General features: G+C 50.6%; 17 protein-coding genes. 8 read left to right on the plus strand and 9 right to left on the minus strand.

Features of this window, described 5'->3' with window-relative positions:
- Positions 1–213 precede the first annotated feature (213 nt).
- Together ABD028_RS02125 and ABD028_RS02130 are read left to right on the plus strand one after the other, a co-directional pair.
- Positions 214–1,611 (plus strand): PhoH family protein, encoded by a 1,398-nt coding sequence (locus ABD028_RS02125; protein WP_343841172.1) that lies wholly within the window; start codon positions 214–216, stop codon positions 1,609–1,611.
- A 14-nt stretch (positions 1,612–1,625) separates the two neighbouring features.
- Positions 1,626–2,561 (plus strand): diguanylate cyclase domain-containing protein, encoded by a 936-nt coding sequence (locus tag ABD028_RS02130; RefSeq protein ID WP_343841175.1) that lies wholly within the window; start codon positions 1,626–1,628, stop codon positions 2,559–2,561.
- Here the strand turns inward: ABD028_RS02130 and ABD028_RS02135 are convergent.
- Together ABD028_RS02135 and ABD028_RS02140 are read right to left on the minus strand one after the other, a co-directional pair.
- On the minus strand, positions 2,540–3,529 hold the full coding sequence (locus tag ABD028_RS02135; protein WP_343841178.1) for a hypothetical protein: 990 nt from the start codon (positions 3,527–3,529) through the stop codon (positions 2,540–2,542). The genes ABD028_RS02130 and ABD028_RS02135 overlap by 22 nt on opposite strands.
- Positions 3,530–3,635: 106 nt before the next feature.
- Complete coding sequence (locus tag ABD028_RS02140) at positions 3,636–6,191, minus strand: TonB-dependent receptor (protein WP_343841180.1); 2,556 nt, start codon at positions 6,189–6,191, stop codon at positions 3,636–3,638.
- A gap of 223 nt (positions 6,192–6,414) precedes the next feature.
- On the opposite strand from ABD028_RS02140, the gene ABD028_RS02145 reads away from it, so the two are divergent.
- Genes ABD028_RS02145 through ABD028_RS02155 form a run of 3 tightly spaced genes read left to right on the plus strand, consistent with a single transcriptional unit; the run spans position 6,415 to position 9,708 of the window.
- On the plus strand, positions 6,415–7,026 hold the full coding sequence (locus ABD028_RS02145) for a c-type cytochrome (RefSeq protein WP_343841182.1): 612 nt from the start codon (positions 6,415–6,417) through the stop codon (positions 7,024–7,026).
- On the plus strand, positions 7,023–8,201 hold the full coding sequence (locus tag ABD028_RS02150) for a cytochrome-c peroxidase (RefSeq protein ID WP_343841185.1): 1,179 nt from the start codon (positions 7,023–7,025) through the stop codon (positions 8,199–8,201). Before ABD028_RS02145 ends, ABD028_RS02150 begins: the two co-directional genes overlap by 4 nt.
- Positions 8,194–9,708, plus strand: coding sequence for a parallel beta-helix domain-containing protein (locus ABD028_RS02155; RefSeq protein WP_343841188.1), 1,515 nt, complete (start codon positions 8,194–8,196; stop codon positions 9,706–9,708). The genes ABD028_RS02150 and ABD028_RS02155 overlap by 8 nt, the downstream gene beginning before the upstream one ends.
- 292 nt (positions 9,709–10,000) lie before the next feature.
- On the opposite strand, the gene ABD028_RS02160 is transcribed toward ABD028_RS02155, so the two are convergent.
- Positions 10,001–10,171 (minus strand): hypothetical protein, encoded by a 171-nt coding sequence (locus ABD028_RS02160; RefSeq protein ID WP_343841191.1) that lies wholly within the window; start codon positions 10,169–10,171, stop codon positions 10,001–10,003.
- 3 nt (positions 10,172–10,174) lie between these two features.
- On the minus strand, positions 10,175–10,639 hold the full coding sequence (locus ABD028_RS02165) for a CreA family protein (RefSeq protein WP_343841194.1): 465 nt from the start codon (positions 10,637–10,639) through the stop codon (positions 10,175–10,177).
- A gap of 151 nt (positions 10,640–10,790) precedes the next feature.
- Between ABD028_RS02165 and ABD028_RS02170 the strand changes: the two genes are divergently transcribed.
- On the plus strand, positions 10,791–11,012 hold the full coding sequence (locus ABD028_RS02170) for a hypothetical protein (RefSeq protein WP_343841197.1): 222 nt from the start codon (positions 10,791–10,793) through the stop codon (positions 11,010–11,012).
- Positions 11,013–11,157: 145 nt separating this feature from the next.
- On the opposite strand, the gene ABD028_RS02175 is transcribed toward ABD028_RS02170, so the two are convergent.
- Positions 11,158–11,838 (minus strand): TetR/AcrR family transcriptional regulator, encoded by a 681-nt coding sequence (locus ABD028_RS02175; RefSeq protein ID WP_343841199.1) that lies wholly within the window; start codon positions 11,836–11,838, stop codon positions 11,158–11,160.
- Entirely contained in the window at positions 11,810–13,222 is a 1,413-nt protein-coding gene (gene cysG, locus ABD028_RS02180) for a siroheme synthase CysG (RefSeq protein WP_343841202.1), read from the minus strand. Before cysG ends, ABD028_RS02175 begins: the two co-directional genes overlap by 29 nt.
- Before the next feature lie 325 nt (positions 13,223–13,547).
- Here cysG and ABD028_RS02185 point away from each other — a divergent pair, with 325 nt between their 5' ends.
- Positions 13,548–14,240 (plus strand): hypothetical protein, encoded by a 693-nt coding sequence (locus ABD028_RS02185; RefSeq protein ID WP_343841205.1) that lies wholly within the window; start codon positions 13,548–13,550, stop codon positions 14,238–14,240.
- A gap of 48 nt (positions 14,241–14,288) precedes the next feature.
- Here the strand turns inward: ABD028_RS02185 and ABD028_RS02190 are convergent, their stop codons facing one another.
- Positions 14,289–14,789, minus strand: coding sequence for a GNAT family N-acetyltransferase (locus ABD028_RS02190; protein ID WP_343841208.1), 501 nt, complete (start codon positions 14,787–14,789; stop codon positions 14,289–14,291).
- A 126-nt stretch (positions 14,790–14,915) separates the two neighbouring features.
- Here ABD028_RS02190 and ABD028_RS02195 point away from each other — a divergent pair, with 126 nt between their 5' ends.
- Entirely contained in the window at positions 14,916–16,235 is a 1,320-nt protein-coding gene (locus ABD028_RS02195) for a Na+/H+ antiporter NhaC family protein (protein WP_102798890.1), read from the plus strand.
- A gap of 13 nt (positions 16,236–16,248) precedes the next feature.
- On the opposite strand, the gene ABD028_RS02200 is transcribed toward ABD028_RS02195, so the two are convergent.
- Together ABD028_RS02200 and ABD028_RS02205 are read right to left on the minus strand one after the other, a co-directional pair.
- Positions 16,249–16,836, minus strand: a complete 588-nt coding sequence (locus tag ABD028_RS02200; protein WP_102798891.1) for a TetR/AcrR family transcriptional regulator — start codon at positions 16,834–16,836, stop codon at positions 16,249–16,251.
- The gene (locus ABD028_RS02205) at positions 16,833–17,699 is read right to left on the minus strand and encodes an alpha/beta hydrolase (RefSeq protein ID WP_343841213.1); all 867 of its coding nucleotides are present in this window, start codon (positions 17,697–17,699) and stop codon (positions 16,833–16,835) included. The genes ABD028_RS02200 and ABD028_RS02205 overlap by 4 nt, the downstream gene beginning before the upstream one ends.
- Between the last annotated feature and the right edge of the window lie 111 nt (positions 17,700–17,810).

Genomic DNA, 17,810 nt, shown 5'->3' on the forward strand with positions numbered 1-17,810 from the left:
GAGCAAACAATCCCGCTGCAGCCGCCCTTGTCTAAAAATAGGTGATTCACCGGGAAAAGTGTTCTATTGTGAGGTTGTCAGGCCAGTGAACTCAATTGCTGGTCTGCACGGGGAATGCGCGGTCCATGGCTGGCATCCAGCGGCTATGGGCTAAAACCACACCCTGCCAGTCAGCGGATGGCCCAGGGTGGGAATAACCAGCCGGAGATGCGAATGGTAAGAACCAAACCTGCCAACAGCAAAATTTACGTCCTCGATACCAATATTCTTCTTCACGAACCTTTTGCCTTCCTGTCCTTCAAAGAACACGACGTAGTAGTACCTATGACGGTGCTGGAGGAACTGGATTACATAAAAGACAGTAAAAAAGATGTGTCCCGTGATGCGCGTATTTCTATCCGCGCCATGGAAGATGTGTTGCACGAGGCGACTCCCGATCAATTGACCGCCGGTGTGTCTCTGAAAGGTCTGGGCTCTGGCGAAGCCGCACCTACTGGGCGCCTGTCCATTTTCGCTGATGTGGGAATGCCCAAATCCCAGCAGGTATTTACCAGCAACGAAAACGACAACCGCATCATTAATGCGGCACTGCATATTCAGCAACGCGCTACTCCTCGTCAGGTGGTATTGGTTACCAAAGACATCAATATGCGCCTGAAAGCCAAAGGTGCCGGCCTGGCCCATGTGGAAGACTATCGTACCGACCAGTTGGTCAGTGATATTAAGTATCTGAGCAAGGGCTATCACAAGTTTGAAGGCGACTTCTGGGATAAGGTTAAATCAGTGGAAAGTCGTTCAGAAGGGCGTGAAACCCTGCATGTGGTTGAACGCAAAGTCTTTCCGGAAGCTTATATCAATGAATTTTTGATCGACGACAGTAAATCTTTTGCCGGTATTGTGGAAAATGTATCGGAATCCAAACTGGAAATTCTGGATCTCGGCTACGAGCGACTGATGTCGCGCAAGGCATGGGGTATTCACCCAAAGAATATTGGGCAGGCTATGGCCTTACACGCCTTGCTGGACCCGCATATCGACCTGATTATTCTGACCGGCCCGGCTGGCTGCGGTAAGACCTTACTGGCCCTGGCTGCAGCGCTGGAGATGGTGGTTGAGCGTAAGATGTACGATAAAATTATCGTTACCCGTAATACGCCGGAAATTGCTGAATCCATCGGTTTTCTGCCGGGGACCGAAGAGGAGAAAATGGCGCCCTGGCTGGCCGCCATTACCGATTCACTGGAAGTGCTGCATAAACATGACGAAAACGTCAAAGGCTCTATGAGTTACATTATGGAAAAAGCCAATATCCAGTTTAAATCGGTCAACTTTATGCGTGGACGCAGCATTCAGAATTCCATTGTGATTCTGGATGAAAGCCAGAACTTAACCGCGTCACAGCTAAAAACCATCATCACCCGTTGTGGTGAAGGAACCAAGCTGATTTGTAGTGGTAACCTGGCGCAAATCGATTCTAACTATCTGTCGCCGGTGACCTCGGGTTTGACATATTTAGTGGAAAAATTTAAGAATTTCGCCGGGAGCGCTACTATTAATCTCGACGGTGTGGTTCGTAGCCGTCTGGCCGAATTTGCTGAAGAGCATCTGTAACAAAGGTAAGCAGTTTGAGCCCTTATCGGGATAACCAAAAACAAAAAGTGCTGGTCGTGGACGACCAGCCAATAAATCTGAAAATCCTTGGTCAGGCGCTGGCCGGGGACTATCAGGTTTTAGTGGCGTCCAATGCCGAGCAGGCTCTGCAAATAGCGATTCTGCAGCAACCCGACCTGATCTTACTGGATATTATTATGCAGGGTATGGACGGCTATCAAACCTGCCGGGCGTTAAAGCAGGACTCGCGTACAGTCAATATTCCGGTAATTTTTTCTACCTCGATGGATTCCGAGGCAGATGAAGTCAAAGGTCTGGAAGCAGGCGCGGCTGACTATATCACCAAACCCTATAATCTGGCCCTGGTGAAAGCCAGGGTCAGAAACCAGATGCAGTTAAAGAAAAAAACCGACTTACTGGAAAAGCTTGTTAGTCTGGACGGGCTGACCGAGATTCCAAACCGGCGTAATTTTGAGCAACATTTTGAGGTGGAATGGCGCCGGGCGCAGCGCTCCGGTTTGCCCTTAAGTCTGTGCATGATTGATATAGACTCTTTTAAACAGTACAACGACAACTATGGCCATGGCGCCGGTGACATTTGTTTGCAACGTGTGGCACAGACTCTGGCCAGTACGGCCAAACGCTCAGGCGATCTGGTGGCCCGTTACGGTGGAGAAGAGTTTGTTGTGCTGCTACCAGACACTGAGCTGGAAGAAGCCAGCGTGGTGAGTGAGCGTTTACGCCAGGCAATAGAAAGCCAGGCCATTGAGCATAAATATTCCAGTTGTGCGCAAGTCGTTACGATCAGTGCCGGATTGGCCAGTTGTCAGGTACAGATAGGGATGGAGCGTTCGCAATTAATGGAAGAGGCCGATAAGTTTCTGTATGAAGCCAAACAGCAGGGGCGAAACAGAGTGAGCAGTGGCATCTATTCGCCTGATGTCGCCTGAGGAATGCCTGTAACCTTTTCATAGGTAAACATATTGCCGGCAATGGCAGCCAGGCTGGTGGGTGAGGCTTCACCCACCTGATAAGGTGCCGGTCCAGTCGGTTCAACCAACAGATAATCGCTTCCTTCAATAGTAACAGTGGCATCTTTTTCCCGGTGCGACAGTTTTACTCCCATCAGTGCGTGCCCAGGTAGATAAAGAATAACCATACTCATATTGGGTAGCATCGAACGAAGTAGTGAAACTGCCAATGTTGTTTTGCTGTCACAGTCACCATGGTTATTGATCAGGACTGACGCTGGAGGCAAGAATCCCGAGCCATTCGAGGTTAGGCGGCTTTCCAGGGTATCGTAGGGAATGGCCTGGATCCAACTCAATAGAATGTTCACATAAGCGCGGGGCTGACTGTCGTCCATCAGCTTGGCATAGATGGCGTTAGCGGCCGGCAGCAGGGTGACAATACTTTCATTGGCATAGCGAATATGATCCGGTTTAACTCCTTGCTGCCCGAGGTAATCTGCATAGCGGGCATAATAGTTACTGGCCAGGTAATCATCAAAGGCCTGACGTTCAAGATTAAATAGTCTTGACTGCCATTCGCTAATCAACTCCGGATTGCTTGCCCGCACCTGGTATTGCAACTCCTGGCCGACTTTGCGAATGGCTATTCGCGCTTGTTTAGGGTCTATGTCTCTGGCCGCTTTTTGCATGGCAAGCATTACTGAGCGCTGCGCGATATGGGGCTGATAGCTTTTCAGCTTCTGAAATTGCTGATGGATAACCTGCTTGTCCAACTCGAAAGATAATGACTGTTCTTGATTCTGAAAGTCTGTCCAACGATAGCTTAGCTGTATTTTGTCTGCATTGTCCTGCCGTTGAAAATCCAATTGCTCAGCCCGGGCGGGCATCGCAAGCCACAGCAAACATGCAACACTGGTTGTCAGAACATTTTTACTTATCAACGCCATATACTTGCCAATACAGAGGCCGTTCAGTTTGTACGATTAATTGTTCAAATAAAATTCAGTATAACGACAAAAGGGCGCCATGGCGCCCTTTGCTCAATCATATGAATTAGAAAGACTGGCTAAATTCCACGCCCCACATTCTCGGCAGGCCAGGACTGAGGTTGGCTGAGCCGGTATTTTCCCCTTGTCCGCCAAAACCAGATAACAGGTATTCCTCATCGGCCAGGTTGCGTACAAACAATGACAGTTGCCAGTCATCGTCACTGCGATAGCTGACCCGGGCATTGATAAGATCGTATCCTTCCACCCGATTTTCCGAGGTCAGCCCCGGCACCTTACCCGGATCTACCGGCAACAAACGCACGGAGTTTATGTCGCTGGCGGTAGCGCGTTCGTCCACCGAGGTAATATCCATATGCAGCATCCATTCGCCATTGTCAGCAGGAATAAAGTAGTCTGCACCTAAATACCAGCGATTTTTCGGGACCCCGGCCAGCGGGCTGCCGGTTAGATCATCAGCGGCGGTTTCCCCTACAAACAGCGAATACTTAGTGTATTCGCTGTCCAGATAGGCATAGTTAAAGTTAAGCACCAGATTATCAGTGGCGGCCCACTCCGACTCTACTTCAAAACCTTTACCTGCCGCGTCAACGTTTCGCACGTTATACACCGGTATATTGCCGGTTGAACCGGTCAGACGCAGGATCTGCAAGTTGGTGTAGTCGTAGTCATACGCAGACAAGTTCAGCTTCAGGCGATTGTCGAACAAAGTGGATTTCATCCCCACTTCAATATTATCCACTTCTTCCTGGTCAAACGGCGGGGCAGCACCAAGACTGTTAAAACCGCCAGCCTTAAAGCCGCTGGCGGCGGTGATATAGGTCATCAGATTGTCTGTCCACTGGTAATCCAGCACTACCCTGGGGGTTAGTTTGGTCCAGCTGTTAGTCTGTTCAAATGGCTGGTAATTGCCATCGGCGTCCAGTATCGCTTCACCATTGGCGTCGCGCAGGAAATACTCCGTGCCAAACGCCAGCCCGAATGGCATGGCTGGCACACCAGGCAAGGGGATGGTGACTTCATTCTGATAGCGGGACAGAATGCCGAAGTCCTTTCTGTCCTTGGTGTAACGTAATCCAACCGTCAGATCCAGCTTATCGGTCACCGGGTAAGTCACGTCAAAGAAGGCCGCATAGGAAGTGTAATCACCAAAGTTTTCGGTGGTTTCCGTCCAGGGTTTACCCAGATTGTCGCGGGCGATTCGCCACGCCAGTTCTTCGCTGGATACGCCGGAAAGTTGAGAAAGATAAGCCAACTCGTTGGGCAGTAAGCTTTGCAGGAAACCTGACAGACCTGTACCTACCGGCATATCCATAATGCCTGGCACGCCCAGTTGCACAGCGCCTGTTGGTGGCAGGCCAAGGGCCTTGAGCTGTTCATTAATGGCAAAGCTGTCCAGCGATTCCATCATAAACTCCGCATCGGTGATCTGATGAATATCTTCATTGGCGTAAGTGGCCCCTACAGTCCATTTCATGCCGCCTTCGGTGATGCCGGTCAGGCGTATCTCCTGGCTGAAGTAGGTTTGGTCTTCCCTGTTGTTGGAGGCAAAGAATCCGCGGGTTTCGGCACTGCCATCGTCATCGGTGTGGTTTTCGGTATTGAAGCGTCTGTAGGCTGTAATGGAAGTTAGGGTACCCACTTCCAATTCCTTATTGATTTCCAGCGAGGTGCCAAACAGGTTGCGGCTTTCCACCGATTGCATATCGGTTTCGTAGGTACCAAATGGATTCAGACCGCCATCAGCCTGTTGCTTGTAATAGCTGCTATTGGCTGAATAGACCGGCCTGGCATCGCTGTCCAGTTCGTCAAAATCCGCGCGCCAGATAACCTCCAGGCTGTCACTGGGAAGCCAGCGCAGGGCTGCCCGGCCTGATAGTACATTCTCAGCGCCTAACTTAACCTTTCTGGCTTCCCCTTCGCCGTTATTCACCCGTGGGTCGGGATACTGGATAGCATCCACATAGCCGTCGCGATCGCTCAGATTCATGCTGCCGCGAAAATACAATTCGTCGCTCAGGGGCAGGTTATATACGCCTTCAAACTGTTTCTTATCATGGCTGCCCAGCGTCAGTCGGTAATTACCCTCGGTAATATCTATGGGTTTCTTATTAATGATGCGCACAGCGCCAGCGGCGGTATTACGGCCAAACAGGGTGCCTTGTGGGCCTTTTAACACCTCCACCCGCTCAACGTCGTTGAAATTCATCAGCGCCGAACCACTTCGACCGGCATACACATCATCCACATAAATACCCACGGCCGGATCGGCACCAATGCCAAAGTCATTGGTTTTAATCCCGCGTATATCAAACTTGGGCTGAGTTGGTGAAGTAACGTTAGTTTCAAAACCCGGTGTCAGGTTACCCAGATCGTTTATGTTGTTTGCGCCGATTTTGCGCAGGTTCTGTGCTGAGAATGCACTGATCGCAATAGGCACCTGCTGGATGTTTTCTACCCGCTTCTGCGCGGTTACCTCCAACACTTCGATGCCGATGGTTTCTTTATCTGTGTTGTCTTCCTGTGCGTATACCGCAGTGCAGGTGAGAATGCTGGCAACGGCACTGGCAATCAGTGTCGGGCGCTGGGTCAGATGCTTCATTGTGTACCCCAAATCATTGCTGCTGATGTTTATTGTCGGGCTTGCACCCGTTTTTATAGACAGCGCGAGAATAGCAATTCTTCACTACTGTCGAATGACATATCTGGCCCAACCAGTTTAAGGACGGATGTAAACAGATACCAGATCAAAGTTAAAAAAATGTTTTAATTGGTACTATAGTTCCACTAATATGCATGTCACAACTAAAATATGAGAATTCTTCATGCCGCATTTTGTCTGCCGTTTTTTGTTGCCAGCAGTGTTTTTTACCAGCCTTTGTGCCTGGGCCGACCCCTCGGCAGTTTATGCAACTTGCGCCGCCTGCCATGGCGAAAAGGGACAAGGCAACACACAGATGCAGGGCCCGGTATTGGCTGGCTTGTCAGCCGACTACCTGACCCGGCAATTGCTTCACTTTCAAAACGGTAGCCGGGGGCAGCATGCCGATGACGTTCAGGGCCAGCAAATGGCCGCCATGGCGAAATCCTTATTGCCGCAAGACTCAGACATTCAGGCCTTGGCAGCCTATATAGAGAAAATGCCGGTACCAAATGAACACCGCCTGTTACCCGGCGATCTGAAAACCGGTAACGCCTATTACCAGAATAACTGCGGCGCTTGTCATGGTGGTCAGGGGCAGGGTAATCCTGCTCTTAAAGCACCGCGTCTGGCCGCACAGGACATGGATTATCTGCGCCGCCAGTTTATGCACTTTAAACAAGGCCTGCGTGGTAATGCAGATGCCGACAAAGCGGGCAGACAGATGGCGATGATGGCCAAAGTACTGCCGGATGACAAAATTGAAGATGTGCTGGCGTTTATTAGTTCTCTATGAATAAGTTTCTAATTCTATTGATGTTGATGACCTGCCATGTGTTGGCTGGGCAAGATATTGAGCTGACGGAGCAATGCCCCCCCAGTTTCGAGTTGCGGGCTGGCAAGTGTTACCTGGTGAATCGTTATCAGTTCTTCGATTCATTACAAAACCGCGGAGTGGGGGGCACCCAGACAGGGTTGCCAGCCTTTCGTGATGGCTTCAGTCCGGCGCAGATTGATTTAGGCCGTTACCTGTTTTTTGATCCCTTGTTGTCCAAAGATGGCTCGCTGTCCTGTGCCAGTTGTCATCAGCCGGAGCTGGGCTTTGCCGATGGTCGTCCCCGCAGTATTGGTATTGATGGGCAGGTGGCCAAACGGGCGGCACCCAGCCTGTGGAATGTGGGTTTTCTGCAGAAGCTGTTTTGGGATGCGCGGGCAGACAGTCTTGAAGCGCAGGCGGTAGGGCCGCTATTCGCAGCAGATGAAATGGCCAATACACCACAGCAATTAATGGCAGATTTAACCGCCAATTCAGACTACCAAAGATTATTTGGGCAGGCCTATGCTGACACTTCGCAACCCCTGAGCCTGGAAAATCTGTTGCATGCGCTGGCGGCATTTCAGAGTTCGCTGATTTCATTAAACAGCCGTTATGACCGATATGCACTGGGCCATCATCAGGCTTTAAATGAACAAGAGATTGCTGGCATGAATGTCTACCGGTCGTTTGTTGCGCGCTGTTCTGAATGCCATACCCCACCGCTTTTTACCAATCAACAGATTGCCGTGATCGGCACGCCGGAACCCCAGGGGCTGGCATTGGATATTGGTGCTGAAGCGACCTTTAATGCCCCCAAACTTAAGGGCGGTTTTAAGGTGCCCAGCCTGCGCAATATCGTGAAAACCGCGCCCTATATGCATTCCGGTGTTTTTGCGTCTTTACGCGATGCCGTAGCGTTTTATAGCAAAGGTCGCGGCCATGCTGTACCACCCGGCGTGGAAATGCAGATTCATTGGCATATTTGGGAGCCGAAACTCAGCGACCAGGAAATTGACGACATTGTCACTTTCCTGGGCACCCTGACCGATGAAAGCCTGATGCCAAACATTCCAGAAAAATTGCCGTCTGGACTTAACCCCAGGACAGCTTTTCAACCAACACGCAACCAACAAGCGGAGTATACCGATGAATAAGGGCAACCTTTTTGCCGTGGTGTTAATTGTCGCGGCATTTTTTGCTGGTCGACACTGGTTCGCCGACACCCCAGCGCAAATGACCGATAGTCGCAGCGGCCCTGGCTACAGCGGCGGCAGTGGCAATGACAATAAGCCCAGCGGGCGAACCGGGCTGGTCAGGGCAATACATACCTCGGCGCAAAACGGCACTGTGCATGAGGTACGCGAAGGCCAGTTGATTATGGACAAGGTAAAAATCGCCGAACCCGGGGATACCATTCTGGTGTATCCGGGCAACTATTCTGAGACGGTGTATATCGATAAAGACAATATCCGTCTGACAGGTGTGATTGAGGAAGGGCGGCGGGCTACATTAGACGGTAAAGGCCATCTGAATGATGCGGTGCTGTATTCGGGCAACGATATTGTGGTGGAAAACCTGCTGATCACTAAATACAAAGGCAACGCCATTATGGGGCAGGCCGGCAACAACTTTGAGATCCGCAACAATATTATTGTGGATACCGGCGTCTACGGTATTTTCCCGCAACTGGGTAAAAACGGCATTGTGACCCACAACGTGATTTCCGGTATTGAGGATGCCGCCATCTATGTGGGCATGAGCGATAACATTCACGTGGCGCATAACCAGGTGTTTGAGAGTGTGGCCGGTATTGAGATAGAAAACAGCCGTCACGCCATAGTGGAAAACAACTATGTCACCAATAACACCGGCGGTATTCTGGCCTTTATCACGCCCGGCCTGCCAGTGAAAACTACCTATGACGTGATTATCCGCAACAACTTTATTGTGGGTAACAACCATAAAAACTTTGGTGCGCCTGGCAGTACGGTGGCAGGCATTCCACCGGGTACTGGTATTCTGATTATGGCGGCCGATGAAGTGGTGGTGGAAGGCAATATTATCAGCGACAATAAAACCGCCGGTATTATTATTACCGACCACAATAATGCGCCTAATACCACTATCGACCCGGAATCCGATCCGGCCCCGGATAAAGTGGCGATTCTGGACAACCTGATGCACAACAACGGCTACGACACCATCGACGAAGCCAAAGCACTGATGCTAACCGAATTTAAAACCGGTAACCCGGATATCGTGCGGGTGGGGGTCAGTCGTGACAGTTGCATAATTAATCGCCACCAATATGTCACTGTCGGGGTGGATAAGTGGGCGGAATGTGGCTTTACCCATACGGGTGACATTCTGACTTACCTGCTGGATGAACCGGTCGCGCCACGTGAAATTGACCCCAGCGAAGTGGGCAAGGTGGCCTATCTTGGTATCTGTGCTGGTTGCCATACCTACACCGGGCGTATGATCGGCCCACCCGTGCAAGTGATTCAGGCCCTGTATATGGATAACCCACAAGGGCTGGCCGACTATATTGCCAAGCCGGTGAAAAAACGTGATGACTACCCCGAAATGCCGCCCCAGGATTATCTGGATGCAACCACACGTCTGGCGGTGGCGGAATATATGCTGAGTGTCACGAAGTAAGTTTGCCGTTTGGAGTTGGCAGATCCAAGTAGTCAGTAAATCAGTTGTCAGTTGGCAGAGCAGGGGCGACCTGAACTGCCAACTGTAAAGTAACCACAGATTTTGAAGCCATTGTTGTTGGGCTTAAGCCCAACCCACAGTGGGTCGAAATTAATTTCGACAGCAAAGTCCAGATAAACACAACGAATCAGAATTGATTCCGACCGCAAAATCCAGTCTAAACACCGTGGGTCGGACTTAAGTCCGACGGGGGGAAGTCGTTGGATCAAAGTGGTCAGTAATCAGTCGGCAGTTAGCTGAAATCCGTTGACAGAGCATGAGCGCGAGTCAGACTGAACTGCCAACTGCCAACTGCCAACTGCCAACTGCCAACTGCCAACTGCCAACTGCCAACTGCCAACTGCCAACTGCCAACTGCCAACTGCCAACTGCCAACTGCCAACTGCCAACTGCCAACTGCCAACTGCTAGCTGCCCACTTTAGAATAAGCCTCTGTTCCCCACAACGGCACAGTAGACAGGCTATGTTTGAAGCTACCTGAGGTTTCTTTGGTGGAGTAGGACACATACATCAGGGTCTGATGCTCGGCGTCAAAGATGCGGCGAATCTTCATGGATTTAAAGAAGATGCTTTTGGACTTACTGAATAACACCTCACCGGACTTACTCTTGTCGATTTGCGCAATCATGGCAGCGGTAATCGGGCCAGTTTGCCGACAGGCAATAGCGCTGTCGGATGGGTCGGAAAAATCCAGATTGGCTTCGATACTGGACACATGACAGGTGACACCAGTCACAACAGGATCCGTAAAGGCATCCAGCTTAATATCTTTGGTAGTAAACACCCCCAGCGACACATCGCCGACTTCATTGGGACTACAGGCCAATAAACACCAAAGCGTGAACGTCGCTAATGAAATATGTTTACCCATAGTTTGTAACTCCTTCTGGCTTGATTTTGATTGCATTCTTATAGAGAAAGGCAAAAGCTCTATGTGATGGAATAGTTAATAAGTTTAAATTTCAAGAAACAATAATTGAATGAAAACAGAATGAAAGAACAATATTTGCGAGATGAAATGCATGACTGAATCAACAACAAAAGAACACCTAGCAGAAAAATTCGCCCATTATTGCCTGCAAATTGGCACAGACCAACAAGTGGCAGACGCAATAGCGAAAATGACTTATGGCGTCGGCATAGACCGTTCAACCGTCTGCCGTCTGCGCAGGGGAGAGGGCAAGCCCGCTATGTTTGCAATGGCCACCAAACTGCTGGAGCTGCATTTGACCCACAAAAAGTAGACTTCTTCTGGGATGATTCCTTTCACTACTCTCATAAAATTTTGAAAAGGCGTCAGAAATGTCGCTTACACACCACCTTAAGCCCTTTTGTAGGTCAATATTGCCTATGGTTATAGCTGGATGAGTGTGAGTATCGCGGCTGAATTCAGGTCAATCCGAACAGCGGTCCTTCCAGCAAGGTACTCAGTACCGACTTTACCTGATCAATCTGCATTGTCGAACTCGGGCTGCTAAGTAGTTGATACTCAAGATGATACAAGGTACCCAGCAGAATTTGCGCTCTTTCAATGGCCTGTTCCTTACCCAGCCCGGCAAAAAAATGTTGGATGGCGCGGGTCATCATTACCTGTGGTTGTTGGTAAAGTTCGGTCAGCTTAGGGTTACGCAGTGCTTCCTGACGGAATGACCATTCCAGTATCCTGGCGTCCTTATCCTGTATCTGATTTTCAATATGGGAGACCAGAAAACGCAGCAAATCTTCCTTCAGTTTGCGCTTATCACGGTGGCGGCTGAATTCCTCCAGCGCGATCCAGGCACTGCGCTCCAGCAGTTGCACATGGCTGGCGTTTTTTTCGGTGAAGTGCACAAATGCATCGTGGATCAGACACTCGATAGTATCGAAGTAATAGGTGGTGGCAGATAATGGCACGCCCGCTTCTTTGGCGACGGACCGGTGGCGAACTTCACGAATTCCGTCCCTGACCATCACGGTCAGGGCTGCATTGAGTATGGCGTTGCGGCGTTCAGTGCTGTCCTTGCGTTTGGTAGGGCGCCCCTGATAGGGCAGGTGTAGCTGGTCAAGAGCCAGGCTGCTCCTTGTCTGCATCGGCATTACCTTGTGGTTTAAACCAGTTGAGTTTATCTCTTAAGGTCACCACAGTGCCAACAATGATTAGTGCAGGGGGCTTGATATGCGCTGCTTTGTCCTGAATGTCGGCCAGTGTGCCGGTGACCACCTGCTGCTGCTCTGTGGTGGCTTGCTCCACCAAAGCTATGGGCATATCAGACGGCATACCATGGGCGATCAGCTCCCGGCAGATAACCGGCAGCCCCGTCAGTCCCATATAAAACACCAGGGTCTGGCGTTTTTGTACCAAGGCCGGCCAATCCAGATTGATACTATCGTCTTTTAAATGGCCGGTAGCGAATACCACGGACTGTGCGTGATCCCGGTGCGTCAGTGGAATACCTGCGTAGCTTGATGCGCCACTGGCCGCAGTGATACCGGGCACCACCTCAAAGCCGATATTGTGTTCCAGTAATACTTCTATTTCTTCACCGCCGCGACCAAATATAAAGGGGTCACCGCCTTTTAAACGCACTACACGTTTACCGGCTTTGGCTTCGCGGACCAATAACTGGTTAATGTCCTCTTGTGGCAGAGTATGATTGCTGGCCGCTTTACCCACATACACTTTCTCGGCGTCGCGCCGCACCATATCCAGAATGTCCTGCGAAACTAACCGGTCATATACCACCAGATCGGCCTTTTGCATTAAGCGCAGGGCACGGAAAGTCAGAAGCTCAGGGTCGCCGGGGCCAGCGCCTACCAGATACACTTCTCCTTGTGCTTTTGGTGCATCATTCTGCAGCTTGGCTTGCATCATTTCCCGGGCTTGCAAGGGGTTACCTTTTAACACCTGCTCGGCAATATCGCCGTCAAAGACCTCTTCCCAGAAATAGCGCCGCTGGGTGACATTGCTGAAACGCTGCTTAACCTGTTCGCGAAAGCTGTCGGCAAACTGGGCCAGACCACTGATGCGCCGGGGTAAAAAGGCTTCCAGCTTCTGACGCAAATAACGCAGCAGGACTGGCGCTGCGCCGCCGCTACTCATGGCGATCAGCAGTGGCGAACGGTCAATAATAGACGGCGTAATAAAACCGCATAAATCCGGAGCATCAACCACATTAACCAACAGCTTCTGGGCTTTGGCCTGCTGACTGATTTGCTGGTTGAGCATCGCATCATTGGTTGCAACAAACACCAGATGGGCATCATTCAGATCACTTGTTTGATAGGGGCGTACTGATAAGGTCAGTTTACCGCGCTGCGCCAGGGTCATCACCGAGGGGCTGACTTCAGGTGCCACCACATGCACCTGGCAATGGGTGCGCAGCAGCAGCTCTATCTTGCGGGTGGCCACTTCTCCGGCACCTACCACCAGTACGGGCAAGCTGTGGGTGTCAACAAATAAAGGGAAGTATTGCATCTGGTCTTAGTTTTCTATTGCACTTTGTACATTCTGCCAGCTCTGCTTATAACCACATAATATTAATTTCAGAAAACATATAATCAAACTGTTGTAGAACAGTCATTCCACTAACCTCGCGTTATAAAGGGCAAGATCTCCTGCTTTAGTTTGAAGAAATTGTATTCTTCTTTTTCATATTCGCTGCATGCCAGATGATGTGGCGACAAAGTGTAGGTTCGTCCCTTATTATAATGTCGACAGTATGTCTGTGTTAATGAGGTTTTGATTGATTTTATGGTGTTAAAAATAAATAATTGTCGACAATATTTGGTGGGGATGCGAAATGTCGATATATGATTTGCTTGGCAGTATCAATATGCTGCTAATTTTTGTCAGTGTCCTGGGGATCTACTCACAACTGGCAAAGATCTGGCAGCGTAGAAGGACGTTGGTCAGTGGCCAGGTAACCACGGTGCTTTCTGTTAACCAGTTCACTATCAGTTTTTTTGCATACTTTTCATTCTTTGTTTATGGCTACAGTTTGGAGCCTGTCAATCACTATCTGCTGTGGCCGCGTCTGACGGCGGCGCTGCTGGTAACTGGGATTCTCTATGAAATTGCGCGTGACAGGCATACGCGCAGTGCCAGACTTTGTTTTACGCTTGCGGTAATGAGTCTGTTGGTGGGAGTCGCTGGATATATCGGGTTGGACAGCCTGGGGGAGCGCAGTAAAACGATCTCGGCCACGTTAATCGTGGGCATTACGTTATTGCTTGCGCAGGGCTATGTACACCAGATTTTGCTGATTGTGCGTGCCGGGCAAACTGGTGCGGTAGATATTCGCATGAGCCAGTTTATTTTGCTGATGGATATCTCCACCATTGCCTTCGCACTCAGTATGGGATTCGCTGATGGCTGGCCATTGCTACTGCTGGCCTGTGTCAGTGCAGTAACCAAGTTGGCTATTATGTATTTGTTCTATTGGGTGCGGGTCAGCCCTGTAGCTCTGGCCCGTCGCCAAGCCGCGATAGGGTAGTCTACCAGGGCTTGGTTTGAGCAAACCTGTCTGCAATGAGCGCGCGTTTTAATACTCAATAGCGTAGTAAACACATTCAGTGCCCAGATGGGTCACCTGTTTTTCATACTGCATGCCCAGTTTCTGCAGCAGCCGAATCGAGGCCTGGTTGTCTGGCATGGCCATGCCGATAATACGTTTAAGTCCTAATTGTTCCTTACCAAATTGCATGGCTGCCTGTGCGGCTTCAAATGCCAGGCCTTGCCCCCAATAGCTTGGCAGCAGGCGGTAACCAATATCCACCTCATTGAAATCCGGCAGAAATTTCAGACCGCAAAAGCCAATAAATTCATTATTGGCTTGGTGGACCAGGGCATGGCGACCATAGCCATATAACTGATAATCACGTAACGGACTGTCTTTAAGATACTGGCGTGTCAATGCCACACTGGTTTGCAGCGGGCCAATATGGCGCATAACCTGTTGGTCGCTGTTGAGGCGGTTGAGCGCCTGTGCATCTTCTAATTTCAACGGGCGCATAAGCATTCGTTCGGTATGCAGGACTTGCATGGCAGACTCGCAGGTTTAAAGAGAGCGAAGGGTAGCGCAGATCGTTGCCCGAGAAAATAAAGCTTGTTTGGCCGGGAGTGACTATTTACACTTTTAGACGTCTAAACGTCTTTATGGTGAAAGCAGTTGTCTGACCTTAATTCCGTATCGGCTCGCGGCAAGTATGCATTGCTGCCGCTTGGCCTGTTTCTGCTGCTGTTTCTGGGGGCTGGTTTTTACTACCAGGCGCAAGGAGTGGAGTTTGCCTTTTATCAACTGCCGGCCCCTGTCGCTGTATTGCCTGCAGTATTGTTGGCGGTCTGGCTATCCAAAGATTCACTGAATCGCACTATTGCCCAGTTTACTGATGGCGCCGGACATCAGGATATTATGACCATGTGCATGATCTTCCTGCTGGCCGGTGGGTTCTCGGCGGTGGCGAAAGCCACGGGGGGAGTGGATGCCACCGTGGCCCTTGGAGTCAATCTGATCCCTGCCCAGTTCCTGTTGCCGGGGTTGTTTCTGCTGGGGGCTTTTGTGTCGACGTCGATGGGGACGTCCATGGGCACCCTTGCTGCGATGGCACCTATTGGCATGGGCATGTCGCAAGTGACCGGTATTGAGCCGGCGCTGATGGCGGGCGTGCTGATGAGTGGCGCGATATTCGGTGACAACCTGTCGATTATTTCTGATACCACCATCGCCGCTACCCGCACTCAGGGCTGCCAGATGCGCGATAAGTTTGTTGAAAATCTGAAAATGGCCTTGCCAGCAGCCATTGTGACTTTGCTGTTATACGCCTGGATCAGCCCGCAGCCCGAACCTGTTACGGTGGAGCAGGGCAACCCCTGGCTGGCCATTCCTTATTTGCTGATCCTGGTGCTGGCTGTATCCGGGGTCAACGTTTTTGTGGTGCTGGTATTGGGGATTGTATGCAGTGCATTGATGGGCTTGTGGCAGGCTGATTATGCACTGAACCAACTGGGTAAGGACATTTACGCCGGTTTTACCTCTATGCAGGAAATCTTTATGCTCAGCATTCTGATCGGCGGCTTGTCCGGTTTGATGCGCTCCCAGGGCGGGTTGGATTATCTGGTTGGCAAGTTGCATGCGTTGTCGCAAAAGTTGTCCCGCCATGCCCAGGCCAGTCACAGTTTTGCCATTGCGGCGCTGATTGCGCTTAGCAACCTGTGTATTGCCAATAACTCGGTGTCGATTATCGTGGTGGGCGAAGCGGCGCGCAAGCTGGCCGAACATGGCGAAATTGACCCGAAACGCAGCGCCAGTTTACTGGATATCTTTGCCTGTATTGTGCAGGGGCTGATCCCATACGGTGCGCAGGCGCTGCTGTTAGGTGCCAGCTTTGCCATCTCGCCGGTAGAAATTATTCCTTATGTATTTTACTGCTACTTGCTGGCGCTGGTGGCCTGTGGCTATATTGTCTGGAAGCTGGCCGCTAAACGTTAGCGGCTTAGCTGGTTCATGCTGAGCGATGAATAAGGCGGGCCAGGCTTTGCTGATAAAGCCCTGCGGCCTGCTCTTTATTCATACAATCCCGCAGCAGAATATGGCCAAGATACAGGCTGTACAGTTCATAGGCCAGGGTATCGGCAGCGATATTGGACGGGAGTTGTGCAGCGGCCTTGACCACTTGTCTGCGCAGGTACTCCAGCAATCTGGCCTGCTGCTCCAGGGCAAAACGCCGGACCGGGCTTTGCGGGCGATTCTGGTATTCCACCGCCGCTTTAATCAGCGGGCAGCCCATACCGGTTTCACCCATTACCTTGTCGGCCCAATTCATCCAGGTCAGCATCAGCGCTTCAATTCGTTCGATGGGGTCGTCCCGGCGGGTTGGCACTAGTACCTGCTGTTTAAACTGTTCCTCAATATAGGCAAGAATCGCCAGTTGCATGGCTTCCTTGTCTTTAAAGTGCGAAATCACGCCGGTTCGCGATAAATTGCACTGCTTGGACAATGTGCCTATGGTGATATCGGCCAAGCCGAATTTACTGCTGTGTTTAAACCCGGCTTCCAATATGGCCTGCCGGGTGCGCTCGCCTTTATTCATGTGCCTACGAGAATGGACGAAATCTGCTGAATAACCCCAGTATCTCTCAACAATTTGTTATGACCAAGGTTTTGCGTGCGATACAACGGCATACCCTGTTCGCGGCTCACATCTTCAATGTGATTGAAAGGCGCGAATTTATCGTCGGTATCATGGATCAGATAAAGGCGATCACGGTATTTATGCAGGTGATGCTGGTACTGCAGTTGCTGCCATTGGGTTTGATACTGGCCAGAGATATGTTCCAGCACCAGCGACAGCATCTTGGCGGAAATACCCATACGTTCCACTTGTACAAACATTAGCTCAAACAAGCGGATAGGCATGGCAATCAGGATCAACTTGGTATCTGTCAGGTACTGAGGTTGCAGATTCAGGCTGGCCAGCCCGCCCATGGAATGGGCAATAATGGCGGATACAGCCTGATGGTTTTGCTGAAAATGGGCCAGCAGTTTTTCGGTGGCTTCAATAAAGGCCAGTAAATGCGCCTGCTTGCCAGTTGCACGTCCATGCGCCACATGATCAATGGCAGCCACACTGTAGCCTTGTTGCAGCAAGGTCTGAATCAGGGGTTCAAAACAGCGGCTGTTATCTGCCCAGCCGTGACTGGTGACAATCCATGGGCCACTGTGGCCAAACAGATGTACTTTTGCCATGCCTTGCCTGGTGTCAATATCCAGTTCTGCCGACGGGCTCACTTGTTCAAAGTGGCGGGTGCGCTTGCCATAGGGCCGCAGCAGTAACTGGCGGCCAAGCCATAACGCCAGTTTAGGGGTATTGTCACTCAGAAAACCGGTAATGCCTTGTAAAACGCGTTGCCTGCGATTGCCACCCTGATCGTCTGCAAAGTAATTCAACGCCATGTTTGTCTTCCTGATCATAATAAATAGTACAGTTGTACTAATAAAATAGTTCAACTGTACTATTTTGGCAATGAGTAAGTGTCAGAGATAACAGCACGGAAGACCAATAAA

Source organism: Bowmanella denitrificans, from assembly GCF_039522935.1.
Taxonomy (GTDB): domain Bacteria; phylum Pseudomonadota; class Gammaproteobacteria; order Enterobacterales; family Alteromonadaceae; genus Bowmanella; species Bowmanella denitrificans.